Source organism: Actinomadura rugatobispora (assembly GCF_055379765.1).
The window spans coordinates 6582300-6607457 of sequence record NZ_AP029191.1 but is presented as its reverse complement, the minus strand read 5'-3'; the positions used below and the strand labels follow the sequence as shown (position 1 = coordinate 6607457).

26 protein-coding genes are annotated in these 25158 nt (G+C 72.1%); 13 read left to right on the top strand and 13 right to left on the bottom strand.

What is annotated here, in order from left to right:
- Window positions 1-20 precede the first annotated feature (20 nt).
- Window positions 21-329 (bottom strand): DUF3817 domain-containing protein, encoded by a 309-nt coding sequence (locus ACZ466_RS29575; RefSeq protein WP_378278899.1) that lies wholly within the window; start codon window positions 327-329, stop codon window positions 21-23.
- A 193-nt stretch (window positions 330-522) separates the two neighbouring features.
- Here ACZ466_RS29575 and ACZ466_RS29570 point away from each other — a divergent pair, with 193 nt between their 5' ends.
- Window positions 523-1242, top strand: coding sequence for a DUF4230 domain-containing protein (locus tag ACZ466_RS29570; RefSeq protein ID WP_378278901.1), 720 nt, complete (start codon window positions 523-525; stop codon window positions 1240-1242).
- 224 nt (window positions 1243-1466) lie between these two features.
- Here the strand turns inward: ACZ466_RS29570 and ACZ466_RS29565 are convergent, their stop codons facing one another.
- Window positions 1467-2654, bottom strand: a complete 1188-nt coding sequence (locus tag ACZ466_RS29565; protein ID WP_378278902.1) for an acetyl-CoA C-acetyltransferase — start codon at window positions 2652-2654, stop codon at window positions 1467-1469.
- A gap of 130 nt (window positions 2655-2784) precedes the next feature.
- On the opposite strand from ACZ466_RS29565, the gene mce reads away from it, so the two are divergent.
- From mce to ACZ466_RS29550, 3 genes are all read left to right on the top strand, one after another.
- Complete coding sequence (gene mce, locus ACZ466_RS29560; protein ID WP_378278903.1) at window positions 2785-3213, top strand: methylmalonyl-CoA epimerase; 429 nt, start codon at window positions 2785-2787, stop codon at window positions 3211-3213.
- Window positions 3214-3697: 484 nt separating this feature from the next.
- A complete protein-coding gene (locus ACZ466_RS29555) occupies window positions 3698-5026 on the top strand; it encodes a DivIVA domain-containing protein (RefSeq protein ID WP_378278905.1) in 1329 nt (442 codons plus the stop codon).
- 141 nt (window positions 5027-5167) lie between these two features.
- Complete coding sequence (locus tag ACZ466_RS29550; RefSeq protein WP_378278907.1) at window positions 5168-6682, top strand: AI-2E family transporter; 1515 nt, start codon at window positions 5168-5170, stop codon at window positions 6680-6682.
- Between the two features lie 15 nt (window positions 6683-6697).
- On the opposite strand, the gene ACZ466_RS29545 is transcribed toward ACZ466_RS29550, so the two are convergent.
- The 3 genes from ACZ466_RS29545 to ACZ466_RS29535 all read right to left on the bottom strand — a co-directional run bounded on the left by ACZ466_RS29545 (window position 6698) and on the right by ACZ466_RS29535 (window position 10460).
- Window positions 6698-7486 carry an alpha/beta fold hydrolase gene (locus tag ACZ466_RS29545; RefSeq protein ID WP_378278909.1) on the bottom strand — a complete coding sequence of 263 codons (789 nt, stop codon included), beginning with the start codon at window positions 7484-7486 and terminating at the stop codon, window positions 6698-6700.
- 118 nt (window positions 7487-7604) lie between these two features.
- Complete coding sequence (locus ACZ466_RS29540) at window positions 7605-8348, bottom strand: alpha/beta hydrolase (RefSeq protein ID WP_378278911.1); 744 nt, start codon at window positions 8346-8348, stop codon at window positions 7605-7607.
- A gap of 456 nt (window positions 8349-8804) precedes the next feature.
- On the bottom strand, window positions 8805-10460 hold the full coding sequence (locus ACZ466_RS29535; RefSeq protein ID WP_378278915.1) for a 3-hydroxybutyryl-CoA dehydrogenase: 1656 nt from the start codon (window positions 10458-10460) through the stop codon (window positions 8805-8807).
- Between the two features lie 55 nt (window positions 10461-10515).
- Between ACZ466_RS29535 and ACZ466_RS29530 the strand changes: the two genes are divergently transcribed.
- Window positions 10516-11508 (top strand): LLM class flavin-dependent oxidoreductase, encoded by a 993-nt coding sequence (locus tag ACZ466_RS29530; RefSeq protein WP_378278917.1) that lies wholly within the window; start codon window positions 10516-10518, stop codon window positions 11506-11508.
- Between the two features lie 67 nt (window positions 11509-11575).
- On the opposite strand, the gene ACZ466_RS29525 is transcribed toward ACZ466_RS29530, so the two are convergent.
- Window positions 11576-11962 carry an SCO5389 family protein gene (locus tag ACZ466_RS29525; protein WP_378278919.1) on the bottom strand — a complete coding sequence of 129 codons (387 nt, stop codon included), beginning with the start codon at window positions 11960-11962 and terminating at the stop codon, window positions 11576-11578.
- A gap of 92 nt (window positions 11963-12054) precedes the next feature.
- Window positions 12055-12255 carry a hypothetical protein gene (locus ACZ466_RS29520; RefSeq protein WP_378278921.1) on the bottom strand — a complete coding sequence of 67 codons (201 nt, stop codon included), beginning with the start codon at window positions 12253-12255 and terminating at the stop codon, window positions 12055-12057.
- Between the two features lie 218 nt (window positions 12256-12473).
- Between ACZ466_RS29520 and nucS the strand changes: the two genes are divergently transcribed.
- The 6 genes from nucS (at window position 12474) to ACZ466_RS29490 (ending at window position 19158) form a co-directional block, all read left to right on the top strand.
- Window positions 12474-13154: an endonuclease NucS gene (gene nucS, locus ACZ466_RS29515; RefSeq protein WP_378278922.1), complete on the top strand. Its 681-nt coding sequence runs from the start codon at window positions 12474-12476 to the stop codon at window positions 13152-13154.
- Between the two features lie 93 nt (window positions 13155-13247).
- Window positions 13248-14456, top strand: a complete 1209-nt coding sequence (locus ACZ466_RS29510) for an outer membrane protein assembly factor BamB family protein (protein WP_378278924.1) — start codon at window positions 13248-13250, stop codon at window positions 14454-14456.
- A 10-nt stretch (window positions 14457-14466) separates the two neighbouring features.
- Window positions 14467-15051, top strand: coding sequence for a TetR/AcrR family transcriptional regulator (locus ACZ466_RS29505; RefSeq protein ID WP_378278926.1), 585 nt, complete (start codon window positions 14467-14469; stop codon window positions 15049-15051).
- Between the two features lie 124 nt (window positions 15052-15175).
- Entirely contained in the window at window positions 15176-15994 is an 819-nt protein-coding gene (locus tag ACZ466_RS29500) for a site-2 protease family protein (protein WP_378278928.1), read from the top strand.
- Window positions 15995-16157: 163 nt separating this feature from the next.
- A complete protein-coding gene (locus ACZ466_RS29495; protein WP_378278930.1) occupies window positions 16158-17516 on the top strand; it encodes a carotenoid oxygenase family protein in 1359 nt (452 codons plus the stop codon).
- Between the two features lie 139 nt (window positions 17517-17655).
- On the top strand, window positions 17656-19158 hold the full coding sequence (locus tag ACZ466_RS29490) for an aldehyde dehydrogenase family protein (RefSeq protein ID WP_378278932.1): 1503 nt from the start codon (window positions 17656-17658) through the stop codon (window positions 19156-19158).
- Between the two features lie 27 nt (window positions 19159-19185).
- Here the strand turns inward: ACZ466_RS29490 and ACZ466_RS29485 are convergent, their stop codons facing one another.
- The 3 genes from ACZ466_RS29485 to ACZ466_RS29475 all read right to left on the bottom strand — a co-directional run bounded on the left by ACZ466_RS29485 (window position 19186) and on the right by ACZ466_RS29475 (window position 21252).
- A complete protein-coding gene (locus tag ACZ466_RS29485) occupies window positions 19186-19500 on the bottom strand; it encodes a hypothetical protein (protein ID WP_378278934.1) in 315 nt (104 codons plus the stop codon).
- Between the two features lie 83 nt (window positions 19501-19583).
- Window positions 19584-20378: a protein kinase gene (locus ACZ466_RS29480; RefSeq protein ID WP_378278936.1), complete on the bottom strand. Its 795-nt coding sequence runs from the start codon at window positions 20376-20378 to the stop codon at window positions 19584-19586.
- A 7-nt stretch (window positions 20379-20385) separates the two neighbouring features.
- Window positions 20386-21252 carry a radical SAM/SPASM domain-containing protein gene (locus ACZ466_RS29475; RefSeq protein ID WP_378278938.1) on the bottom strand — a complete coding sequence of 289 codons (867 nt, stop codon included), beginning with the start codon at window positions 21250-21252 and terminating at the stop codon, window positions 20386-20388.
- Between ACZ466_RS29475 and ACZ466_RS29470 the strand changes: the two genes are divergently transcribed.
- Entirely contained in the window at window positions 21251-21424 is a 174-nt protein-coding gene (locus ACZ466_RS29470) for a hypothetical protein (protein ID WP_378278940.1), read from the top strand. The genes ACZ466_RS29475 and ACZ466_RS29470 overlap by 2 nt on opposite strands.
- Before the next feature lie 147 nt (window positions 21425-21571).
- On the opposite strand, the gene ACZ466_RS29465 is transcribed toward ACZ466_RS29470, so the two are convergent.
- The 3 genes from ACZ466_RS29465 to ACZ466_RS29455 all read right to left on the bottom strand — a co-directional run bounded on the left by ACZ466_RS29465 (window position 21572) and on the right by ACZ466_RS29455 (window position 23508).
- Window positions 21572-21760, bottom strand: coding sequence for a hypothetical protein (locus ACZ466_RS29465; RefSeq protein ID WP_378278942.1), 189 nt, complete (start codon window positions 21758-21760; stop codon window positions 21572-21574).
- Window positions 21757-22227 (bottom strand): hypothetical protein, encoded by a 471-nt coding sequence (locus ACZ466_RS29460; RefSeq protein WP_378278944.1) that lies wholly within the window; start codon window positions 22225-22227, stop codon window positions 21757-21759. The genes ACZ466_RS29465 and ACZ466_RS29460 overlap by 4 nt, the downstream gene beginning before the upstream one ends.
- A gap of 78 nt (window positions 22228-22305) precedes the next feature.
- Window positions 22306-23508 carry a helix-turn-helix domain-containing protein gene (locus tag ACZ466_RS29455; RefSeq protein WP_378278945.1) on the bottom strand — a complete coding sequence of 401 codons (1203 nt, stop codon included), beginning with the start codon at window positions 23506-23508 and terminating at the stop codon, window positions 22306-22308.
- Window positions 23509-24482: 974 nt separating this feature from the next.
- On the opposite strand from ACZ466_RS29455, the gene ACZ466_RS29450 reads away from it, so the two are divergent.
- Window positions 24483-25148, top strand: coding sequence for a ComEA family DNA-binding protein (locus ACZ466_RS29450; RefSeq protein ID WP_378278947.1), 666 nt, complete (start codon window positions 24483-24485; stop codon window positions 25146-25148).
- Window positions 25149-25158: the final 10 nt, after the last annotated feature.

The window sequence follows — 25158 nt, the reverse complement described above, 5'->3', positions numbered from 1 at the left end:
GCCGCGGCCATGCAGAGTCATCAGGCCGGGACGCGTTCGGCGGTCCCGGCCGGCTTGACCCAGTGGCGCTCCACGAAGAACGGCGCCACCGGAAGCACACCGGCGATCAGCGCGAGCACCGTCCGCTTGCCCTTCCAGCCCAGCGCCCCCTGCGCGACCAGCACCAGCCCCACGTAGCCCAGGAACAGGACGCCGTGAACGGGCCCCATCACCTGGACACCCTGCGGGGTGTCCGCCATGTACTTCAACGGCATGGCGACCAGCAGCAGCAGAAGGAAGGAGACCGCCTCGGCGATCGAGACGATCCGGAGAGCACGAACGATGTCCACAGCAGGCCAACGTACCGGCACCCCGGCATGGTTTCGTCCATCCGTATGGCGCTTCTCACATCGCCCTCGTCCCATGTTCGCCCAGGTCATGGTACTTTCGGCGCTCCCCGGAGCGAGTTCGGCGTCCCGCGGTGTCCGCTTCGCAGCCGCCGGGTAAGGTGACCCGGCCCGATCACCGGGAATGCCCCTACGCATGGCACGTTCTGAGCAAAAGAACGACGAATCGCCCGAGGCCGTGCGGGAGCCCGCCGCGTCGCCGGGACGGCGCGGGCCCGGCCGCGGCCGGGTCACGCTCCTCCTGGTGGTCGTGCTGACCGCGGCGGTGGTGCTGGCGGGGCTGCAGGTGCTCCGCTCGCTCCCGGACTGGATCAACCCGTTCGCGGAGGAGACCAAGGACCGCAGCGGCCCGGTCGTGCTGCAGTCCATCCGCGACCTGGCGCGGTTCGAGTCGGCGTCCGGCAACTTCCAGGTGATCGTGGACCTGGAGAAGGACGCCAAGTTCCTGCCGGGCTCGGTGCGCGGATCGCGGACGCTGTTCGTCGGGCACGGCTCGGTGGACGCCTACGTCGACTTCGCGAAGCTCGGCTCGGGGGCGGTCACCGTGAACGCCGACCGTACGGCCGCGACCGTGCGGCTGCCCCGCGCGCAACTGGAGGCCACCAACCTCGACCCCAAGCGCAGCTACGTGTTCGAGCAGCAGCGCGGCCTGGTCAACCGGCTGGGCGACTTCTTCAGCGGCAACCCGAACGACCAGCAGCAGTTGCACGTGCTGGCGAGCCAGAAGATCCAGGCCGCGGCGGCGGAGAGCGGCCTGCGCGAGCGCGCCGACCAGAACGCCAGGCTGATGCTCCAGAACCTGCTCAAGGCGCTCGGCTTCACGACGGTGACCGTCCAGACCACCGCCTCCCAGTGAGCAACCCCAGCCACCGCGACCGAAGCGTGCAACAGCGAGCCGACCCCTTGGCGCACCAACCGCAACCGGCTGCTCAGCCCGCGGCGACCTCAACCATGGCGATCGCGTCCGAAGGCAGTTCCGAGCCTGCGAGGAACTGATCGCGGAGCGAGCCGCCAGGCGAGTTCGAAGCGATGCAGCGATCGCATGCGGCGGGGGGTGAAGCCGAGCCGCCAGGCGAGGCTTTACCCCCCGACGCGAATAAGCAGAGCGTCGCCCTGGCCGCCGCCGCCGCACAGGCCCGCGGCGCCGATGCCGCCGCCGCGCCGCTTCAGCTCGTGCGCCAGGTGCAGGACGATCCGGGCGCCGGACATGCCCACGGGGTGGCCGAGCGCGATCGCGCCGCCGTTGACGTTGACCTTCTCGGGGCCGATGCCCAGGTCGCGCATCGACTGGATGCCGACCGAGGCGAACGCCTCGTTGATCTCGACGAGGTCGAGGTCGTCGACGCCGAGGCCCTCCTTGGACAGGGCGTGCTTGATGGCGTTGGACGGCTGCGAGTGCAGCGAGTTGTCCGGGCCCGCGACGTTGCCGTGCGCGCCGATCTCGGCCAGCCAGGTCAGGCCGAGTTCCTCGGCCTTGGCCTTGGACATCACCACGACCGCGGCGGCGCCGTCGGAGATCTGCGAGGCGGACCCGGCGGTGATGGTGCCGTCCTTGGTGAAGGAGGGGCGCAGCCGGCCCAGCGTCTCGACGGTGGTGTCGCCGCGCACGCCCTCGTCGGTGGCGAACACGACCGGCTCGCCGCGCCGCTGCGGGATCTCGACCGGGGCGATCTCCTCGTCGAAGAGGCCGTTCTTGATGGCCTCGGCGGCGCGCTGGTGGGAGCGGGCGGAGAACTCGTCCTGCTCGGCCCGGGTGATGCCGAGCTTGGCGTTGAACTGGTCGGTGGACTCGCCCATGGACACGTCGTCGAACGCGTCGGTGAGCGCGTCGTGGGCCATGTGGTCGAGGACCTCGATGGAGCCGTACTTGTAACCGGCCCGCGACTTGGGCATCAGGTGCGGGGCGCCTGTCATGGACTCCATGCCGCCCGCCACCACGATGTCGAACTCGCCCGCCCGGATGAGCTGGTCGGCGAGCGCGATGGCGTCCAGCCCGGACAGGCAGACCTTGTTGATGGTGATCGAGGGGACGCCCATGGGGATGCCCGCCTTGACGGCGGCCTGCCGGGACGGGATCTGCCCGGCCCCGGCCTGCAGCACCTGGCCCAGGATGACGTACTGCACCTGGTCGCCGGTGACGCCGGCGCGCTCCAGCGCCGCCCTGATGGCGTGCGCGCCCAGGTCTGCGGCGGAGTGGTCCTTCAGCGAGCCGAGCAGGCGGCCGATGGGCGTACGAGCACCGGCGACGATCACCGATTGTGCGGTCATGACGGGGGCCTCCACAAAGGTCCGGCGGCGACGTTTGCCACGATACCCAGGACGACCCAGCCCGATTCCGACCGCCCCGTCCCGTTGGGGCGCACCGACCCGTGACCCGCACCTTGAGGAGCGCACCGCCATGCTGACCCGCATCGACCACATCGGGATCGCCTGCCACGACCTTGAGGCGACCGTGGAGTTCTACCGGGAGACCTACGGCTTCACCGACGTGCACTTCGAGGTGAACGAGGAGCAGGGCGTCCGGGAGGCGATGCTGAAGATCAACGAGACCGGGGACGGCGCGGCCGCCTACATCCAGCTGGTCCAGCCGATCCGGGACGACTCGCCGGTGGGCAAGTGGCTGGCCAAGAACGGCGAGGGGGTGCACCACATCGCCTTCGGCACCGACGGGGACGTCCAGGAGGAGGCGGACGGGATCTCGGGCAAGGGCGTCCGGGTGCTGTACGAGAGCCCGCGGCGCGGCTCGTTCGGGTCGCGGATCACGTTCCTGCACCCGAAGGACTGCCACGGGGTGCTGACGGAGCTCGTCCAGAAGGCGACGTCCTGATCCCGGGGGGCGCCTCGTCGGCGGACGGCCGGAGGCGCCCCTGCCGGACGCGGGACGGCGGCGCCCCTGGCCGGGACGGCCGGCGCCCTGACTCGTGCGCTGACTCCTGGGACGATCACGACGTGTCCGGTTTCGGGTGATTCAACGCGGGAATCGATCTTGATTCGGCCGGTAAGCCCGGTCGGCCCTGGATCGTGACGTGTTCGATATCACACGGCTAACCGCCGGGTTTGGGCGTGTCGGTGTGTAGCGATTCGGGCACGTCTGGTGCATTTGCACGTGGGGCCTCGCGGCCCCCGCGAGGTCAGCGGCGACTTTACAAACACGACAAAATGCGCAGCGCGTCAAGATGAGCCCCCAACACGGCAGCTCGCGGAGTACGCTTCTGTCGCCGGAAGAGGTCTGGGGCCGTGCGCCGACAAAGCCAGGCGATCAACCGGTCCCCGGAACCACCCGTAGCCCCGTCACATCAGGATTGAGCCACATGCAGTCCGACATCGACGCCCAGCTCAGCAACTTCTTCGAAGACACGCCCCCACGCGAGTTCGACGTGGTGCTCCGCGGCTACGACCGGCACCAGGTCGACGAGCACATCAAACAGCTCGACAACGAGGTCCGGCAGGCGCGTGAATCGACCCAGGCCCTGCAGCGGGAGCTGTCGGACGCGCATCGCCAGCTGCAGGAGCAGGAACGCCCGACCTATTCCGGTCTCGGCGCCCGCATCGAGCAGTTGCTCCGGCTCGCCGAGGAGCAGGCCACCGAGCTCGTCCAGGCCGCCCGGTCGGAGGCCAACGAGATCAAGGCCGCCGCCAAGGTGGACGCGGCCGAACTCCGCGCCACCACCGAGAACGAGGCGTCCGAGATGCGCGCCACCGCCCAGCGCGAGGGCGATGAGATGCGCAACGCGGCCGAGCGCGAGGCCGAGGACGTCCGCACCTCGGCGCGGCGCGAGGCCGACGAGCTGACCTCGACCACCGAGCGCGAGGTCGCCAAGCTGCGCGCCACCGCCGACCACGAGGTCGCCGAGAAGCGCGCCAGCGCCGAGCGTGAGATCGCCAAGCTGCGCACCACGACCGAGCGCGAGGTCGCCCAGCTGCGCGCCTCGACCAAGCGCGAGCGCGACGAGATCCTCACCACGGCCAAGCGGCAGGCCGACGAGATGCGGGCCCAGGCCCAGCGCATCCTCGAGGAGAGCGAGGCCCAGCGCGCCCAGGCCGAGGCCGAGTTCGAGATCCAGCTGGCCGCCCGCCGCGAGGAGGCCGACCGGCAGGACGCCGAGCGGCACTCCGCCGCGCAGGCCGCCACGCAGAAGCTGGTCGCCGAGGCCGAGCAGCGCGCCGCCTCCGCCGAGCAGCGCGCCGCCAAGGCCACCCAGCAGGCCGAGCAGACGCGGCGCGAGGCCGACTCGCACGCCAAGCAGCTCATGGCGAACGCGCGCAAGAACTCCGACCAGGTCATCGCCGAGGCCAAGTCGCAGGCCGAGCAGCTGCTCGCCGAGACCAAGGCCGAGGCCGACCGGGTCCGCACCGCCGCGCAGCGCCAGGTGGACGAGCTCACCCGCCAGCGCGACAGCATCACCAGCCACCTCAACCAGCTGCGCCAGCTGATCGGCGGCGTCGCGCCGTCGATGGGCGGCGCCGAGGAGCTGACCGCGCCGCCGGAGAAGCCCGCGCTGTCCTCGCCCGAGCCGAAGCCGGCCCCCGCGGCCGCTCCGGCGCAGGCCAAGCAGCCCGCGGCCAAGGCCGCCGGGCCCGCCAAGGGCGCCCAGGCCAAGAAGTCCGAGGACGACGACGAGGACTGGTGGCAGGAGTGAGCCGCCCGTGCCCGGCCCGCGCGGCCGGGCACGACCGCCGCTGAACGACGGGAAAGCCTAGAGGTGCTCACTGCCTCTAGGCTTTTCTGTGTCCCGGGTCCGCGTCCCGGATGGAGATAGACGGAGAACGAGGAGAGTGGCGTGCCCGACGAGCCCCCCAGCAAGGACCGGCCTGCCGCTCCCGAAGGCGCGGGAGACGAACCGCGCCCACCCGTGCCCGCCCCGTCCCCTCCGGCCGACGACCAGGCCGGCGACCTCGACCGGGCCGAGCAGGCCGAGCCACCCGGGCAGGCCGGGCAGGCCGGGCAACCCGAGCAGGTCACGCAGGACGACGCGGTCGAGCAGGCGGCGTTGCAGGCCGTGCCCTCCGGCGGTTCGGTGCGTCTGGGGGACGTGCCGCCCCCCGACGACATCCCCGACCCTCCCCGCAAGACAGAGGACAAGGGCGACGACGAGAGCGAGGACGACCGTCCCCTGCCCGTCGCGATCGGGAAGGGGAAGATCGCACAGGGGGCCGTCACGGAGGACACCGTCTCCGGCACCGCGCCCGACCCCGCGCACGACATCGAGCAGCGCAAGCGCGAGGCCGGGGTCGACCACCGCTTCCCGTTCGGACGGCCCGGCCAGCCGCTGGGCAACGCGCACCCGTTCGTGTTCGGCTTCACCGGCGCGCTCGGCGTCATCACCGCGTGGCTGCTGGTCCGCGCCGCGGCCAGCGCCCAGTCGGTGATCATCACGATCGTGGTGGCGATGTTCCTGGCGGTCGGGCTGAACCCGGCCGTGGAGCGGCTGAAGCGGATCGGGCTGTCGCGCGGCTGGGCGGTCGCCGTGGTGTTCCTGATGGTGGTGCTGTTCTTCGCCGGGTTCGTGGCCTCGCTCGTCCCGCCGCTGACCGAGCAGATCACGGCGCTGACCAGGAGCGTTCCCGAGTACATCGAGCAGCTGCAGAACAACCAGAAGATCGCCGAGTGGGACCGGCGGTACAAGCTGCTGGAGCAGGTCCAGGCCAAGATCAACGATTCGGACTTCCAGCAGACCCTCGCCGAGCGCGCCCTGGAGGTCGGCCGGCAGGCGCTGTCGGGCACCGTGCAGACGCTGACGATCCTGATCCTGTCGCTGTACTTCCTGGGCTCGCTGCCGCAGATCAAGACGTTCTTCTACCAGCTCGCGCCGCGCTCCCGGCGGGCCCGGGTGGCGCTGTTGGGCGACGAGATCCTGGACCGGATCGGCGGGTACGTGGCCGGCCAGTTCACGATCGCGTTCATCGCCGGGGTCACCAGTTACATCTTCCTGGAGATCCTCGGGGTGCCGTACGCGCTGGCGCTGGCGCTGATCGTGGCGGTGACCGACCTGATCCCGCTGATCGGCGCGACCATCGGGGCGGTGATCGTCACGCTGGTGGCCTTCCTCACCGGGCTGCCGGAGGGGATCATCTGCCTGATCTTCTACGTGATCTACCAGCAGGTGGAGAACTACCTGGTGTATCCGCGGGTGATGAAACGGACGGTGGACGTCCAGCCCGCGGTGACGGTGGTGGCGGCGCTGATCGGGGCGGCGCTGCTGGGCGTGATCGGGGCGCTGCTGGCGATCCCGACCGCGGCGGCGATCTCGCTGGTGATCCGCGAGGTGTGGATGCCGCGCCAGGAATCGATCTAGCGCGCCGAAATCGAGCTAGCGCGCGCGGGCCAGGGCGGCGGCGAACTCGGCGGCGGCCTGGTTGAACAGGTCGGGCTGCTCGACCGCGCACAGGTGCCCGGCGCGCGGGACGACCGTCAGCTCGGCGTTGGGCAGGGCCTCGGCCACCGCCCGCGCGTCGGCCTCGGTGGCGAGGGCGTCCTCGTCGCCGACCATGACCAGGGCGGGGACGTTCAGCTCGCGCAGCGTCCCGGACGCGTCGCCGCGCGCCGCCATGGCCCGCTGCGCCCACGCGGCGGCGGCCGCCGGGGTGGACTGGACGAGCCCGCGCACCCGCCCGTACACCAGGGCCCGCTGCTGGAAGGTGGTGGGCCCGACCAGGTCGGGCAGGACCTCGTCGAGGAGGACGGTCACGTCGCCGTCGCGTTCGAGCCGCTCGGCCTGCCGGAGCCGGGTCCCGCGGACGTCGTCGGTGTCGGCGCCGGCCCTGGTGCCGGCCAGCAGCAGGCCGTGGACGAGGTCGGGGTGGCGGCGGCACAGGGCCATCGCGACGTAGCCGCCCAGGGACAGCCCGCCGACGACCGCGCGGGACAGTCCCGTCCGCGCGAACAGCCGGGCGACGTCGTCGGCCATGGCGTCGACCGAGGGTTCGCCGTCGCCCAGCCGTGAGCCGCCGAAGCCGCGCAGATCCGGGGTGATCACGCGGAACCGGCCGGCCAGGCCCTCGCGCTGGGCGAGCCACATGGACGAGGACAGGGGGAAGGCGTGCAGCAGCACCAGCGGCGTTCCGGCCCCGATGTCCCTCGCGTAGAGCTGCACGGTCATGGCGGCGTGGTCCTCCCCTCGTGCGGCCGCGGAAGGCGGCCGTCCACGTGACGGCTACGCAATCGTCACCCGTGATCGGGGTCGGGCGGGGAGTGTGGCCGTGATCGGTCGCCCGGGTTTATTGCCCCTTTTGCTCCTTTTGGACGGTGGGGCCGTCCCATTCGGCGGGCAGCGGCCAGGCGTCCGGCGCGACCCGCTTCACGATCTCGCCGAGCACGATCCGGACGTACGGCTCGCCCACCCACAGGTGCTTGGCGCCGTCCACCGCGACCACCTCGGCCTGCGGGATCCGCTTGAACCGCTCCCTGGCCTCGGCCGGGCGCAGGTAGTCGTCGAACTCGGGCACCAGCGCCACCACCGGCCGCCCGTCCTCGCCCCAGGCGTCGAGGTCGGCGTCACCGGCGCGGTGCAGCGGCGGCGACAGCAGGATCGCGCCCTCCACCAGCGGGTCGCGGCCCCACTTCAGGGCCAGCTCGGTGCCGAACGACCAGCCCAGCAGCCACGGATGCGGCAGATCGTTGAACTCGGCGTACTCCAGCGCCGCCGCCACGTCGAACCGCTCGGTCTCGCCGCCGCCGAACTCGCCCTGGCTGGTGCCGTGCACGGACGTCGTCCCGCGCGTGTTGAAGCGCAGCACCGCGATCCCGGCGAGCGCGGGCAGCCGGTACGAGGCCTTGCGCAGGACGTGGCTGTCCATCATGCCCTCGGCCGTCGGCAGCGGGTGCAGGCAGACCAGCGTGGCCACCGGCGGCCGGTCGGCGGGCAGCGCCAGCTCGCCGACCAGTTCCAGCCCGTCGCCGGTGTGCAGCGTGATCGCCTCACGCCGGGCCGGAAGCACGGTGCTCGCCCGGATCTCCCCCATCGCTCTCCTTCGTCCTGCGTCGCTCGGTCGGGTCGGAACCGCACGGCGGGCCGCGCGGGACGGCTCAGTGGCGGGGGGGCGTCGCGGGAGCGCCGCGTGCGCGGCCGCCTGCGGTCGCGGGCCTGCCAGCAGGGGCGGTGCCAGTGCCGCCGGTCGTCGGCGTCGCCCCGCCCGTCGGCCGGCCAGGCCACCACGTGCCCCACGCCCGGCGGGATCTCCTGGTCGCAGCCGGGGCAGCGGTACGCCTTGGTGGCGTTGGCCCCGGCGATCGTGCGGACATTCCAGTCGCCGTCGGCGCCCTCCTCCGTCCGCTGGGACCAGAGCGCGGAACCGCCGCCGCCGGAGGGTCGGGGATCCGGCGTTTCACGGCGATTCTTGCGCGGGCTCATGGCCACCAGGATAGGAGGGCGGGCGGCCGGGATCGGCCACGCCCGCCCGTCTCCTCAGCCCACCGGCTCAGCCCACCGGAAGCCCTGCCGCGGCGTGCTCCCGCAGGATCCGCGCGGGCGCCAGCGCGGGCTCGTGGCGCTCCTCGTGCAGCGCCCGCAGCACGGTCACCGCGCGGTCCGCGCCGAGCCGTCCCAGGTCCGCGACGGGCCCGGACGGGTAGCCGCAGCCCAGCGTCATGGCCGCGTCGATCGAGGCGCCGTCGGCGTAGCCGGTCTCCAGCATCGTCGCGGCGTCGTTCAGGTACGGGAAGCGCAGCGCGTCCACGATGAACCCGGCCCGGCCGCGGCACCGCACCGGGACCAGCCCGAGCGCGGCCACCAGCTCCGCGGCCCGGTCGGCGACGCCGTCGCCGCAGGCCGCCGTGGTCGCGATCTCGGCCAGCCCGCTCCCGGCCTCGGGCAGGTGCAGCCCGACCACGTCGGCGGGACGGCCGGTGGCGAGCGCCTGCGGCAGCACCGGCACGAGCGGGTCGGTGACGGCGAGGACCGCGCCAGGCTTGGCCGCGCCCGCGACCGCCTCCTGGAACCCGGTGCCGGCCCCGGCCTCGATGATGATCAGGTCGCAGCCCGCCAGGTCGGCCGGGTCGGTGCCGATGCCGGCCACGCCCGCGCCCCCGCTCTCCTGCAGGGCCTTCTCCACCTCGGCGCGGGCGTCGTCGCCCGCGGCGACCAGGTGGACGCGCCCGCCCGCGGCGCGCTCGGCGACGGCCGCGGCGAACCCGGCCGCGCCCGCGCCGGCGGCCACGATCCCGACGACCGGCGGCTCCGCGGCCTCCGCCGCCGCCTCGGGCTCGGCGTCCTTCTTGCCGTAGGAGTAGAAGCCGCGGCCGGTCTTGCGTCCCAGCAGGCCCGCCCGCACCAGTTCCGAAAGGACGGGCGAGGGCGCGTGCCGCTGGTCGCGCGTCTCGTCGTAGACCGCGTCCAGCACGCCGAGGCAGGTGTCCAGGCCGATCAGGTCCATCAGCGTGAACGGCCCCATCGGCAGCCCGGCGCCGGCCGTCATCGCCGTGTCGATGTCGTCGCGGGTGGCGTGCCCGGACTCCAGCATGTTCGCCGCCTGGTTCAGGTAGCCGAACAGCAGCCGGTTGGCGACGAACCCGGCCCGGTCGCCGATCGTCACCGGGGTCTTGCCGAGGCCCTTCACCAGGTCGGCGACCCGCTCCACCGCGCCCGGCTCGGTGAGCACGGTCCCGATCACCTCGACCAGCCGCATCACCGGCGCGGGGTTGAAGAAGTGCACGCCCACGACCTTGGCGGGCCGCCCGGTGGTGGCCGCGATCTGGGTGACCGACAGCGAGGAGGTGTTGGTCGCCAGCACCGCGTCGTCCCGGCACACCCGGTCGAGCTCGGCGAACACCTTCCGCTTGAGGTCCAGCCGCTCCGGGACCGCCTCGATCACCAGGTCGCAGTCGCCCAGGTCGGCGAAGTCGGTGGAGAAGCGCACCCGGCCGATGATCTCGGCGCGGGCCTCCTCGGTCAGCCGGCCGCGCTTGACGGCGCGTCCGGTCGACCCCTCCAGGTGGCCGCGGCCGCGTTCGAGCGCGCCCGCGTCCACCTCGATTCCCACGACCGCCAGGCCACCGCGGGCCAGCACCTCGGCGATGCCCGCGCCCATCGTGCCCAGCCCGACGACCCCGACCCTGCTGAACGAACCACCAGTCATGCCCCGCAGTCTCGCAGAGCGCCGCGGGCCCCCCGAGGCCGGGTAGGACCGGGGCGTGCGCTTTGGAATCTTCCTTCTCGCGGCCCGCTTCCCGGGCCAGGACGACGCCGCCGCCCTCGCCCGCACGGTCGAGGCGGCCCTCACCGCGGAACGCGCCGGCTTCGACGACGTGTGGCTGGCCGAGCACCACTTCATGGCGTACGGCGTCGTGCCGTCCGCCGCCACGCTGGCCGGGCACCTGCTCGGCCTCACCCGCCGCGTGCACGTCGGCACGGCCGTCAGCGTCCTGTCGAGCCAGCATCCGGTGGCCCTCGCCGAGCAGGCCGCGCTGCTCTCCCTCGTCTCCGGCGGACGGTTCCGCCTCGGCGTGGGACGCGGCGGGCCGTGGCGGGATTTGGAGGTGTTCGGCACCGGGCTGTCCCGCTACGAGGACGGGTTCGCCGAGTCCCTTGACCTGCTGACCGCCTGGCTGAGCGGCACCGAACGCCTCGGCTGGACGGGCGGGCACTTCACCTTCCGCGAGGTGCCCGTCGTGCCGAGGCTCCAGGCGCCGCCGCCGATCGCGGTCGCGGCCACCTCGCCGGAGACCGAGCGGCTCGCGGCCGAGCGCGGGCTGCCGATGCTGCTGGGCATGCACGTCGGCGACGAGGAGAAGGCCGCGGCGCTCGCACGGCACGGCCGGCCGGGGCTGCCGCACGTCTCCACCCATCTCGCGCAGGTGGCCGGCAGCCGCGGGGAGGCGGTGGCGACGCTGCTGCGCGAGATGCCGCGCTGGCTGGGCCCCGGCCTGGACGGCTACGTGCCGGTGGACGACCGTCCCCGGACCCGGCAGGACCCGCTCGACTACACCCGGAAACTCTGCGACCTGCATCCGGTCGGGTCGCCGCGGGACTGCGCCGACGCGATGATCGGCACCGTGCGGCGCACCGGGATCAGGCACCTCGTCCTCATGGTGGAAGGGGCCGGATCCGACGGCGCCACGCTGGAGAACATCGCCCGCCTGGGCGAGGAGGTCCTCCCCCTCGTGCGGGCCGGCATCGCCCCCTGAGAACGCGGCCGGGCCGTCACCGGCCGGAGGCTCTTCCGGCGGTGACGGCCCGTACGACAGGTCCCGCTCAGCAGTCGCGGAGCTCGGGAGACTGGTTGAGGATCTGCTCCCGCGCCGTCACGAACGTCCGGTACGACGCCGAATCGCCCGTGGGGAAGACCGCGACGCGGTGGCAGTTCTGGAAGGCCAGCTTCACGCCGAAGTACCGCTCCAGCGTGCCGCGCATGGCGTCGCTGGCCAGCACCCGCAGCAGCTGGCCGCGCGCCTGCTCGTCCGGCGGCGGCGTCAGGTTGTCGGCGAACTCGCCGCCGTCGACCTGCAGCCGCGCCACCAGACCGCTGATCATCTCCCAGGCGTAGGGCAGGGAGGACCGGATGCACTCGACGAACGCGGCGTCGTCGACCTCGCCCTGCTGCGCCGTCTCGAGGAGTTCGGGGGTCACGTCAAGGGACATCGGGGTTCCTTTCACCGACTGTGATGAGCACCCACCACCCGTGACGCTAACCACGCCTCCGTGAGAATTCCAGGGCTTGACAGCCGTCCGGTTCAGCGACCGGCGGCCGGCGCCGCGCCCCGGGCACGCGCGCCCCGGCGGGGTCCGCGCTGCTCGGGGAGCTGCGCGGCCTCCTCCGCCCAGAACTTCCGGGCCCTGCGGAACACGTTGATGTCGCGAGCGTTCTTCGCCTCGGCCCGCTTGTCACGGGCACGCTCCTGCATCACCGAGTACATGATGTCGTTGTGGAACATCGCCCCTCCTTGGCTGCGGGCCACTCACTCGGCCCGACATCATCAAGGTTCGTTCTAAGGCGGGTGCCCCCACATCGGGACTAAGCCCTATCTAGGCGGCCTAGAGCGCCTTAGATGCCTCAGGCCCGGTGTGGAACGTCCTAGGCGATGCCTGGGAACGGCTTAGACGAGCGGAAGCTCCGCACGAGCAGGCCCGGGAGTCAATAGGGTGGGGCCTCGTGCGTCTCGTAATCGCCCGCTGCAGCGTGGACTATGCCGGCAAGCTCACCGCCCATCTGCCGATGGCCCTCAGACTGGTGCTCATCAAGGCCGACGGCAGCGTGAGCGTGCATGCCGACGACCGCGCGTACAAGCCGCTGAACTGGATGAACCCGCCGTGCACGCTCCGCGAGGAGCCGTACGAGGAGAACGGCGCCATCGCCCGGTGGACGGTCACGCACGGCAAGTCCGGCGAGCGGCTGATCCTGACCGTCAACGAGATCGTGCACGACTCCAGCCACGAGCTCGGCCTGGACCCCGGCCTGGTCAAGGACGGCGTGGAGGCGCACCTGCAGGAGCTGCTCGCCGAGCACATCACCACGCTGGGCGACGGCTGGTCGCTGATCCGCCGCGAGTACCCGACCGCGATCGGCCCGGTGGACATCCTGTGCCGGGACTCCGACCAGGCCACGGTCGCGGTCGAGATCAAGCGGCGCGGCGAGATCGACGGGGTGGAGCAGCTGACCCGCTACCTGGAGCTGCTCAACCGCGACCCGCATCTGGCGCCGGTCCGCGGAATCTTCGCGGCGCAGGAGATCCGGCCGCAGGCGCGCGTGCTGGCCACCGACCGGGGCATCGGGTGCGTGACGCTCGACTACGACGCCCTGCGCGGCATCGAGCACGAGGGCACGCTCTTCTAGTCCACGGGTCGTTTAGTCCACGGGTCGTTTAGTCTGCCCGGGATGAATCCACGCGGGCGGGGCACTTCCGGACGGAACCGGATACTCGCCGTCGTGCTGGTCCTCCTGCTGCTGCCCGCCGGATTCGGCCTGGTCCACGCGCTCGTCCGCGACGATTCGCTGCTGTGGAGCCTCGACGGCCGGACGATCGGCCAGGGCGGTTCGGTGCGGCCGACGACCTGGGCGACCGGGCCGACGCTGGCGATCACCCGGGCCCGGGACGTGACCGGCCACGACGCCGCGACCGGCGACCCGCGCTGGACGGTGCCGCTGTCCGGCACGGTGTGCGCGGCCTCGGCCCGGCCCGCCGGAGACAGGGTCGCGGTCCAGTTCGGCCAGAAGGGGCGCTGCGAGCAGGTCGCCGTGATCGACCTGAGGGCCGGGACGAAGGTGTGGGAACGGCCGATCGGCGCCGGCCGCTCCGGCTCGGGCCAGGTCGTCATCGGTGAGGGCACCGTGGTCGTGGACCGGCTCTACGGCGTCTCCGCGTTCCGCCTGGACGACGGCCGTCCGCTGTGGAGCAGTGAGGGCGCGGACTGCGCGTTCAAGGGTCTTGTGGGCGGTCCGGTGCTGTTGGCCGGACGGTCCTGCGACCGGGGGCGGGCCCGGCGCGTGCACCGGCTCGATCCGGGCAGCGGCCGTCTCCTCTGGAGCTACGACGTTCCCCCGGGCTACGCGGTGGGGGCGATGCTGTCGAGCCGTCCCGCCGTCATCGGGCTCCGCTCCGGCGACGGCGCGAGCGAGCGGCCGTGGCGGTTCGTGGTCCTCGACGCGTCCGGGAGGCAGGTCACGAGCCTGGACGCCGGCAGGTTCGCGGTGGACTGCACGATCGTCGTGCAGGACCCCACCCGCTGCACCAACGTCGTGGTCACCGGCGACACCCTCTACGTCCGGCGGGACGGCCGCCCGCCGGCCAAGGGGTTCCGCGCGGCGCCGGTCGTCGCCTTCGACCTGGCCACCGGCCGTATCCGGTGGAGCACCCGGAATCCCGACGGCAACCACCTGTTCCCTATCGCGATGGACGGCGCCCGGCTCGTCGCCGCCCAGCCCAGGACGGCCGGGGAGGGCGGCGACCCGCCCCGGCTCGTGGCGGTCGACACCGCCACCGGCGCGACCTCGATCATGGGGAAGCTCACCGGCGAGGCCGACTTCCGGCTGCGCACCGCGACCGACCGGCAGTACGCCACGGGCCGCTTCTTCCTCACCAAGGCGCTGGTGACGGCCGGGGACGAGGTCGCGCTCCGCGCCTACGGCGCCCGGTAATCTGCAAGGCATGCCCCCGGCGACCACCGACACCACGCGCGAGCGCATCATCGACGCGGCCGAGGAGTGCTTCGCCCGGTTCGGCGTGGCCAAGACGACGGTCGAGGACATCGCCGCCGCCGCGAAGCTGTCGCGGGCGACGGTGTACCGCAGCGTCACCGGGGGCCGGGACGAACTGATCATGGCGGTGGTGCTGCGCGACCTGCGGCGCTTCCTCGACCGGCTGGCCGAGCGGCTGCGCGGCGAGCGCTCGGTGCCGGAGGCGGTGGTGGAGGGCACCATGGACGCGATCGCCTACGTCCGGGAGCGCCCGGCGACCGCCGCGTTCCTGGTGCCGGAGACCGCCGGGCACATGCAGGCGGCGGTGGCGCGGGCGGCCGAGCACGTGCTGGCGGTGTGCTGCGACTACGTCCGGCCGCACTTCGAGACGGCGCAGCGACGCCGGATGCTGCGGGCCGACATCGACGTGGAGGGCACGGTGGAGTTCCTGTTCCGGATCATCACCTCGCTGATCGTGATGGACCGGGACCGGGAGCCGGCGGCGCAGCGCCGGTTCCTGCACACCTACGTGGTCCCGGTGATCGCGGGCCCGTGAGCCGCCGGGAGCGGCTCCGGCGCTCGGCGGAGGCGGTAGCGTCGAAGATCAGGCAGGACGAGGGGACGCGCGACGGCGCCCGGAGCAGGCGGGAAGAGGAACCGGAATGGGGACGGTACACCACATGCGGGATCGGTCCTCGATCCGGCCGAGCCCGGTGTTCCTCGCGATCGTGGGGATCACCGTGCTGTGCGGCCTGGTCGCCTGGCGGTACGGGGCGATGGCCTCCACCCCGGCCCGGGTCGCGGTGTTCGGCTTCGTGCTGGCCGCGTGGGTGCTGTCGCTGTGCCTGCACGAGTTCGGGCACGCCTACCTGGCGTACCGGTCGGGCGACCACAGCGTGGCGACCCGCGGCTACCTCACCCTCAACCCGGCCAGGTACACCGATCCGCTGCTGAGCTTCGGCATCCCGGTGCTGTTCATCCTGCTGGGCGGGATCGGGCTGCCGGGCGGGGCGGTGTGGATCGACCGGGGCGCGATCGCCGGGCGGATCCGGCACAGCCTGGTGTCGGCGGCGGGGCCGCTGACGAACGTGCTGTTCGCGATCATGTTGGCGGTCATCTTCAAGAACTTCGCGGACCGGCCGCACGGGGTGTTCTGGGCGGCGCTGGCGTTCCTGGCGTTCCTGCAGGTCACGGCGGCCGTTCTCAACCTGTTGCCGATTCCGGGCCTGGACGGCTTCGGGATCGTGGAGCCGTACCTGCCGAAGCGGTGGGTGGTGAAGGCGAACGAGTACGGCGGCTACGTGTTCCTGGCGCTGCTGACGATGCTGTGGCTGGTGCCGCCGGTGAACGAGGCGTTCTTCGACGTCACCTACGGGATCGCGGGCGCGATCGGCCTGGACGAGTTCCCGTTCGGGCTCTCCCTGAACGCCGGCAGCGTCTCCCTGGACGTCTCCCCGATCGGCACCGGCTTCGCCCTCTTCCAGTTCTGGAACGACTAAGACCAGTTCTGGAACGACTGACGCTCCTTCGCTCCCCCGCGCACGCCCGGCCGCGCACGTTGGACGGCCGGGCGTTCTCGTGCCTCCACTTGTCAGTATTGACATGTCACTTCGGAAGAATTTACTTTTGACCTGTCGATAGTGACATGTCGAGGAGGTAGCAATGAACGGTCCGACCGCGTCCCGCCCCCTCTGGATGGACGGGCACATGGCCCCCGTCCCCGACGAGATCGACGCCGTCGACCTCCCCGTCACCGGCGCCCTCCCGGCCGAGCTGGCGGGACGCTACTTCCGCAACGGCCCCAACCCCCGTCCCGGCGAGGAGACCCGGCACTGGTTCTCCGGGCACGGCATGGTGCACGGGATCAGGCTCCGCGGCGGCCGCGCCGAGTGGTACCGCAACCGCTGGGTCCGCACCAGGCAGTTCACCCACGGCGCGCAGCTGGTCGGCGCCGGCTTCGAGGTGGACCGGGCCGCGGTCACCGCCAACACGCACGTGATCCCGTTCAACGAGAAGATCTACGCGCTGATCGAGGTGGGCTTCCCCTACGAGCTGACGCCCGAGCTCGACACCGTCGGGCCGTGCGACTTCGGCGGGCGGCTGACCAGCGCGATGACCGCGCATCCCAAGGAGGACCCGCGGACCGGCGAGCTGCTGTTCTTCGGGTACGGCTTCGTCCCGCCCTACCTCACCTACCACCGGCTGAGCGCGGACGGCGAGCTGGTGGAGAGCCGGGAGATCGACGTCCCGGGCGGCACGATGATGCACGACTTCGCGATCACCGAGAACCACGTGGTGTGGCTGGACCTGCCACTGGTGTTCGACCTGGAGCTGGTCGAGCGGGGCCTCATGCCGTACCGCTGGGACGACGGCTACGGCGCCCGGCTCGGCGTGATGCCGCGCGATCCGGAGCGGGCGGGCGAGGTCCGCTGGTTCGACATCGACCCGTGCTACGTCTTCCACGTCGGCAACGCCCACGAGGACGAGGCCGGACGGGTGGTGCTCGACGCGGCGCGCTACACCCCGGGCGACTTCGACAAGGTGTGGGCGACGACCGGCGGCCTGCCCGCGCACGAGACGGTGACCGTGGCCTCGGTCCAGGGCGTGGCGCGGCTGCACCGGTGGACGCTCGACCCGTCCGGCGGGAAGGTCGCCGAGGAGGCGCTCGACGACCGGGGCGTGGAGTTCCCCAGGCACGACGACGCCCGCACGGGGCTGGAGCACCGCTACCTCTACACGGTGACCGGCGACTCGATCGTCAAGTACGACCTGCGGAGCGGGTCGTCGGCGGAGCACGCGCCGGGGCCGGGGCTGATCCCGGGCGAGGCGGCGTTCGTCCCGGCGGAGGGCGCGCGGGGCGAGGACGAGGGCTGGCTGATGTCGATCGTGACCGACACGTCCGGCGACGGCTCGGAGCTGCTGGTGCTGGACGCTTCGGACCTGTCGCGGGTGGCGTCGGTGCGGCTGCCGCGCCGCGTCCCGGCCGGCTTCCACGGGAGCTGGATCCCCGACGCCCGGTGAGACCGGGGGGGGCCGCCCGGGGCGCCGCGACTGCCACGTTCCATCGGCAGCGCGTCCAATAAGGTGATGTACTAGCCGGTAAGCTGTGCAAGTATCCGCTTACTGAGCTCTCGCCGAAGCGCATCCCGGGAGGTCCCACATGTCCGTGGCCACGGAGAGCCCCGCGACGTTCGCCTCGCTGAACCCGGCCACCGGCGAGGTCGTCGCCGAGCACCCGGTACACGACGCCGCCGCGGTGGACGAGACGATCGAGCGCGCCCGCGCCGCCGCCGCCTGGTGGAGCGCGCTGGGCTGGAAGGAGCGCCGGCTCCGGCTGCTCAACATCAAGGGCGCGCTGACCCGCAACCTCAACCGGATGGCCGAGCTCATCCACCAGGAGACCGGCAAGCCGGTCCAGGACGCCCAGCTCGAGACCATCATGGCGATCCTGCACCTGGACTGGGCCGCCCGCAACGCCCGCAAGGTGCTCGGCCCGCGCGGCGTCCACCCCGGGGTGGCCTCGCTCAACCAGAAGGCCGTGCTGGAGTACCAGCCGCTCGGCGTGGTCGGCGTGATCGGCCCGTGGAACTACCCGATCTTCACCCCGATGGGCTCCATCGCCTACGCGCTCGCCGCCGGCAACGCGGTGGTGTTCAAGCCGTCGGAGTTCACCCCGGGCGTCGGGGTGCTGCTGGCCGAACTGGTCGCCGGGGTCGTCCCCGAACAGCCCGTCCTGCAGACCGTCACCGGCCTCGGCGACACCGGCGCGGCGCTGGCCGCCTCCCCCGGCATCGACAAGATCGCCTTCACCGGGTCGGCGCGCACCGCCAAGAAGGTCATGGCCGCGTGCGCGGCCAACCTCACCCCGATCGTGGCCGAGTGCGGCGGCAAGGACGCCTGCATCGTCGACGCCGACGCCGACCTGGACGCGGCCGCCGACGCCGCGCTGTGGGGCGCGATGTCCAACGCCGGGCAGACCTGCATCGGCGTCGAGCGCATCTACGTCGTCGACCGGGCCTACGACCGCTTCCTCGACGCCCTCACCCGGCGCGCCCGCGACCTGCGCCCCGGCTTCGACCGGGAGGCCGCCTACGGCCCGATCACCATGCCGGGCCAGCTCGACATCATCGAGCGGCACATCAAGGACGCCCTCGACAAGGGCGGCCGGGCGGTCGTGGGCGGCGCCGAGTCGGTCCGCAAGCCGTACGTGGAGCCGGTGGTCCTGGCCGACGTGCCCGACGACTCCGCCGCCGTGTGCGAGGAGACCTTCGGCCCGACGATCACCGTGCACCGGGTGAAGGACCTGGAGGAGGCGCTGGAGAAGACCAACCGCACCGGCTACGGCCTGGCCGGGACGATCTTCTCCGGCGACAAGGCCCGCGCGATGGACGCCGCCCGGCGGATGCGCTCCGGCATGACCTCCATCAACGCCTTCGCCGCCTTCGCGATGGTGGCGGCGCTGCCGTTCGGCGGCGTGGGCGAGTCGGGCTTCGGCCGCATCCACGGCGCGGACGGGCTGCGCGAGTTCGCCCGCACCAAGGCCATCACGCGGACCCGGTTCAACCTGCCCATGAACCTGACCTCCTTCGACCGGACGGAGAAGGAGATGGCCCGCATCCTGCAGATGATCAACATGATGCACGGCAAGCGCTACAAGCGCTGAGGTTCGCCTCTGACCTGCGTCGGGGCATTATCGGGTACCGCCAGGGGTCACATCCAGGGCACTCCGCACGCGGCTTGTGTCCTCGGCGGGCTCGAGGAAATCCTCCGGCGTCTCCTCGGCGCCGGCCGCGCGGCGGGCCTTGTGCCAGGAGAAGGTGTAGGTCTGGCGGTGCCAGGGGCGGCCGTCCTCGCGCACGAACAGAAGGCGGGCCGTGATGCGCCTGCCGCCTTCGGGATTGCGCCACGGCAGAGTGACGTCGACGGGAGGGTGCGCCTTGATGTGCTCGGCCAGGCGCCGCCCGAGCGAAGTCGAGGCGCACACCCCCGACAAGGCGGACCGCACGTCCGAGTAGCCCCCTGCAGGAATGGCGACACCCCCGCACTCCTCCACTTCGTCGGCAGGGGGCGGGGGCGTTTCGCGTTGTGCTATTCGACCACGATGCCTCGGTGATCCACCCATTCCTGAGTTGCCACCAGCATCGCCTTCAGCCACGTCGTGTCAGGAAAGCGCTCCACACGCTCACGCCACATCCGCAGCGTGGCCGCAGCGAACGCGTTGACCGCGGACGAGTCGGCGGTCTTCCACGCCTGGCACCCGCTCGCCCACTCCTCGGCGGCCTCGGCGTCGTGCCCCGCGGCGATCAGCTGCACCACCAGGATCGCCGGGTCGATGAACGCCGCACCCCGGGTGGGCCACGCCCAGTCCACCGCCCAGGTGTCACGGTCGCCGATCAGCAGGTTGCTCTCGTGGATGTCGGTGTAGAGCAGCGCGCCACCGCGGAACAGGCCGGCGTCTCCGCCGGCGTACCGGCCCCAGCGGGTCTCCACCCAGTCGTGCGCGATGTCCGGCAGCGCCACCGCCGCGATCCTGTTGAGGGTGTCGACGATGGCGGGCAGATCCGGCGACCCTGGGGTGAAGTCCGAGGGGCGGCCATTGACGACCTCGAAGCCCAGCGCCAGCCATGCCTCGTCCTCGGCGCGCCACCGCAGAGCGGGTGAGATGGGCTGTACGAACGGGTTGACCAGTCCTTCCCGGACCAGAGAGTCGCGGCGTCCGCCCGGCCGGTTGGGCACGGCCTTGATGAAGAACGGCCCCAGGGCGCACTCGACGAGGCCCGTGAACGCGGAACCGTTCCCGCGCGCAGTGGGGGCGATCTCGGCGAGGTCACCGGTGTGGGGACGGATCAGCGCCTCGAATCCTGGTCCGGGAAGGCTGGTCATTCTCGCCTCAGTTCCTGGGGTTGCACTCACTGCCCGGGAAGCCCGGGTTGCACTCGTCGTCGGAGTCGTCGGGGTCGCACCCGTCTGAATGCGCGACGGCCCCGATGGCGGCGGTGGCCTCTGCCATGGCGGCGCCGCCGAGGATATCGGGCAACGCCTGGTCCTGGACGTTCCCGACGCGCATCCATGTGGACATCGTGCACGGCGACACCGACCCGTCCGGGCCGACAGCGGCCTTCCCGTTTCCGCACCGGCCGCACAGCCCGGCCGGGTCCGGATCCTGTCCGCCGCTGGCACGGCCGAAGGGCCTGGCCATGTCGACCCTGATCGAGCGCACCCCGATGGCCTCCAGATCGCGCCGGGCCTCGTCCACGCGCTGGCCGTCGCCGGTGTCGACGATCCCGACGCGGATCGAGATGCCACGGGTGACCGCCCGCACGATGTTGGCGCGGGTGCGGGCGTGGGTCGGCCGACCGGTGAGCACGTTGTGCTGCCCGGCGTGGTCGGAGTAGTACGAGGTGGCCAGCGACACGCCCTCGCGCTGGAACACCCGCCACCAGGACGCGGAGATCGACACCAGGTTGGAGTAGATCTCGACCTGCAGGCCGAGGCCGAGGGCGTGCTCGACCAGCTGCATCGCGGCGGGGTGGAGGGTCGGCTCGCCGCCGATGAGCTGGATGCGCTCGACGCCGTAGACGGCGGCCTGGTCCAGGACGCGCGTCCAGTCCTCGGCGGTCATGGTGCCGTGGTCGCCGCCGGGCCCCGACTCGTTGTAGCAGTGTGAGCAGGACAGCTGGCACTTGCGGGTCAGGTCCAGCCAGAGCATCCGGGGCACGGTCGCTTCGGCCTGGACCTGTTCTGCGGTGATGGTCATGTGCACCTTCCGTCGGGCGCGCTCCATCGACTGGAACCTCGCCCCCGGCCGCGCGCCGCAAGCCGGGGTGAGGAGCTGGTGCGGGGCGGCCCGGCTGCCGCACCGTTCCGGCCAGGCCGCCCCGCGCTCGGGGTGGGGCGACCAGCCGCTCCCCGACCGGCCGCCCCTGTGAGCCCCGGCCGTCCCCCCTCCGCGTAGGGTTCGGCCGGCCGGGGCCCACGTCGTGCCGTACGGCCGCGTGACGATCGGGAGGGCCGCACGGCCGTACGACGTTGGAACCGCGGCCCCAGGCGCGCGCCTCGGCCTGGGGCCGCGGGGTCTATGTGCCGTCCGGCTTGGTCGGCTTGGCGCGGCGGGTCTTCTTCGGCTCCTCAGCGAGGACGTCCAGGGCTTTCTCGAAGACGTTCTTGTCGCCGCCCTTGGGGTTCCGCTCGGTGGGCATGTGGTCCAGGAACGCGTCGAACGCCACTGCCTTTCGGCCGATACGTGCCCGCTCCTGGTCGCTCACGGCGCCCCCTTGAGGAGCCACTCGCGCTCGATGTAGTCGACGGCACCCTGCAGGTCGTCGCAGCGGGCCATGTGCGCGCCCGTGGACGAGCGGAACCACGGCTCGTCCGATGCCACCCTCACCGTGTCGCCGACCTCCGGCAGCGACGGGTGGACGACGCGCAGCCGCACGGGCAGCTCGTGCGTGCGGACCTCGACACGCCATCCCGCGTCGGCCAGCGCCTGGCCGAGCTCCCGTAGGATCTCGGCGTCGGTCATCGCCAGCCGGTTCAACCGGTTGCGCAGCTCGTCCGGGGTGTCGGCCTCGACCTCGGACACCGGGTGCTGTTCGGGCCAGCCAGTTGCCCGGTCGACCACGGGCAGGCGGATTGCCCACCAGTTGCCCTGGTTGGTATGGATGATCGACCAGCCCGGGAACGCACGACGAAGTCCGGCCTTGGCCTCCTCAGTGGCTGTTGTCTGCGTCACAGGGCACACGTTGCCGGACATGAAACGAGGGACCGGGTACACCGTGTACCCGATCCCTCACACGTTCAACGGGTCCGGTCAGATCGGGATGCCGAGCGTCTCGGCCGCCGCGGCGATCGGCTCCTTCACCACCCTGGACCGCTGCGCGGCAGTCGCGACCAGCTCATGCGTGATCGGATGGTTCCGCACGCACTCGGGTGCGACCTTGTCGGCCTTCATCAGCTCCTCCATGGCCGCCTCGTCGTCGCCGTCCCGGCTCCGTGCGAGCGCCCGGTCCACGCCGTGCCGCGCCCTGCGCTCCTTCGGCAGGCTCGACATGTCCACGCCCGCGATCCGCTGCAGCGCCTCCCCGCCCTCGCCGAGCTCGAGCGCGACGTGCACGGCGTGGATCGCCTTGTTCCCCGGCCCGAACTCGGTTTGGTACTCGCTCACGCCGGCGCCCACTCGGTCGGCGGCGTCGGCCGCCTCCACCAGGTGCGCGGCCGCTTCCTCCCGCCGGCGCCACTGCGCTTGGATTACCGACTCGACCAGATGCAGCGTCCCCCACAGCGACCAGGTACCGGGGTCCGCATCGGCGAGCAGCGGGTCAAGCTGGTCGATCTGCTGCGTGGTGATCTCATGTGCCTCGTCGACCGCGCCGGCGGACATGTAGACCTCGGCCTGCGTCCAGACCATCGCCGTGACGAGCATCGGGTCACCCGACGCGCTGGCCGCGCGCACGGCCTGCGTCGCCGCGATGCCGGCCAGGTCGACGTACCCGAGCTTCTTTGTCGCCATGGCCGCATCGTGGCGGGCCTCGGCCAGCATGCCGAACGCGCGTTCCCGGTCGCTCCCGTCGAGCGCTACGGCCGTGGCCGCAGCGTCGTCGAGCAACTGCGGAAGGTCGGTGGCAAGGTCGCCATAGCGGGCGTGCCTGCGCTGCCGGTGGGCCCGGCTCACCCGGTTGCGCAGGTCCTCAAGTGGAAGCGGTGCGCCACCCGGGCGGGGCGGCATCTCGGCGCGCAGCAGCACCCGCCGCAGGCGCGGGATGGCGATGTGCGCGCGCTGCTGCTCGGCCGTCCCGCCCTGGTGCGGCACGCCCAGCAGGGAGACGACGTGGACGTCGAGCGCATCGGAGAGTGCCGTGATGACGGAGTACCGGTCGAGGGCCCGTCGGCCGATCTCGACGGACTTGAGCCACTCGACGGAGTATCCGACGGCGTCGGCCAACTCGGCGCGGGACATGCCGCGGGCCTCGCGGAACTCGTACACGCGCCTGCCGATGGTGCTGATCTCATCCAAGGGTGACCCCCCGAGCAGGTGGATGGTTTGCTCACACGGTCGCCTCTCCACATTGCCCGACCGTGTACGCCATGTACCCGTCCAGATCGTGCCACCGTCCGCGGACCTGCGGGAGCCAACTCGTACCGGAGCAAGGCGCAGGACCGAACCGCGTCATGGGGCTGACAGCATCCGCTTCACCTCGGCGGCCATCTTGTCCCGTGCCTCCTGTGAGGTCATCGCCTGCTCGGCGCCGGGCGAACGACAGGATGTAAGGCCGACGCGCTCGGCGTTCTTCCCGGCCGAGGTAGCCCAGCGCTTTGCGGACGTCTCCTCGCGCCAGTCGTAGACGCTGACGGCGTCGGTCGTGATCAGTCCGCGGCATGCGGGCGCGCACGAATGCGTGTTGTCCCGCGGCTCCGGCAGCGGGTAGAGCGTCTCGAGCCGGGCGACGATCTGTTGGGCCGTGGGTCGCGGTGCGGCGGCCGGCGTACTGGGTGGGGGAGCTGCTGGTGGCGCGGGCGATGGACCGGGCGGGGGTCCGTACACGGGGGCCTCCAGGGGGTTGGGGACGCTCGTGTGACGTGCGGCCTCGTCGGCGAGTTCACCGGGTGCGGGCGCTGTCACCATCCGGCCATGGCGCGGCGCCACGCGAGGCGGGCCATGCGGGGCGCGACGCGACGGCCGTAGGTCTTGGCAATGGCTCGTGCGAGGCGCGCGTCCTGGGCGCGGCGGGTAGGGCACATCCAGGGCACATCACACTCCCCCAATGTCAAACATTGCCCATTATGCGCAAACACAGTTTCCGCAGGTAGCAGGCCACTAGGGGCATCGTTGCTTGTGACCGCCGGGCCCCTAGCAGAAGCGCTACAAGCGCTGAGGCCCGGACCGGCGAGCGCCGGGTCGCGAGCAGCGGCACCGCGCCCGCCGTCCGGCGTCGTGAACCGCCGGGCCCCGCGCCACGTCCCAGAGACAGCGACCGAGGGGACGGGGCCATGACACAGATGGAGCCGAGGCCGCAGCCGGGGCCGGCACGGAAGATCGTCAGCTACGTGTGGGCGCTCAGCCCGATCTACACCCTGGGGCTCGCGACCCCTCTCACCATGGGAATCGCCGCCGCCCGCCTGAAATCGGCGTGGCACTGGCTGGCGCTGATCCCCTACTTCGCCTTCGCGTGGATCATGCTCGCCACGTCCGACAGCGCCGAGGGCACCGCCGAGGACGCCGTCTTCGTCGTGACCTGGCTGCTGTCGTCCTTGGCCGGAACGTGCCACGCCCTGGCCGTCCGCCGCCGCGTCTTCGAGGGTTCGGCGCCCCGCAACGCCCTCGAACGGGCGCGGATGGAGGCCGAGCACCGCCGCGCGCTGCGGGTCCACGCGGCCGGCATCGCCCGCGACTCCCCCCAGATGGCGCTGGAGATGCGCATCGGCCGTCCCGACCTGCCGCGCACCTACGACGACGGCGGGCTCGTCGACATCAACCACGCCCCCGCGTCCGCCCTCATGACCATCCCCGGCATGACCCCCGAGCACGCCGAACGCATCGTCGCGCTCCGCCACGACCTGGGCGGCTTCTCCTCCGCCGAAGAGGTGGCGGCCATGGCCGAACTGCCTCCCGGCCTCACCCCGCACCTGGCCGAACTCGGCGTCTTCCCGCGCTGACCACCGAGGC